We start from the raw sequence: 447 nt of genomic DNA, 5'->3' as shown, positions 1-447 counted from the left end.
GGACCTCCCCACCGCCGTCGGCGTGAACGGCGACGGCATCGGCTCCAACTCCTGGGTCGTCTCCGGCGACCACACCGTCTCCGGCAAGCCGCTGCTCGCCAACGACCCGCACCTGTCGGCCTCGCTGCCGTCCGTCTGGTACCAGATGGGCCTGCACTGCCGCAGCGTCTCCGACAACTGCCGCTACGACGTCACCGGTTACACCTTCGCGGGCATGCCCGGCGTGATAATCGGCCACAACCAGGACATCGCCTGGGGCCTGACCAACTCCGGCGTCGACGTCACCGACCTGTACCTGGAGAAGATCACCGGCGACGGCTACCAGTACGGCGACAAGGTGGTGCCGTTCGAGACGCGCGAGGAGACCATCAAGGTCGCCGGCGGCGCGTCGCGGAAGATCGTCGTGCGTGAGACCAACAACGGCCCGCTGCTGTCGGACCGTTCGGA

General features: G+C 67.8%; 1 protein-coding gene. It reads left to right on the top strand.

Going from position 1 to position 447, the window contains the following annotated elements:
- The coding region (locus tag LPA54_RS38830; RefSeq protein WP_228985098.1) for a penicillin acylase family protein at nt 1–447 on the top strand (447 nt) is incomplete at both ends.

The sequence above is a fragment of the Streptomyces sp. DH12 genome (assembly GCF_020873895.1).
GTDB lineage: Bacteria > Actinomycetota > Actinomycetes > Streptomycetales > Streptomycetaceae > Streptomyces.
The sequence above is the reverse complement of the archived record's forward strand: the minus strand, read 5'-3'. Positions and strand labels throughout refer to the sequence as shown.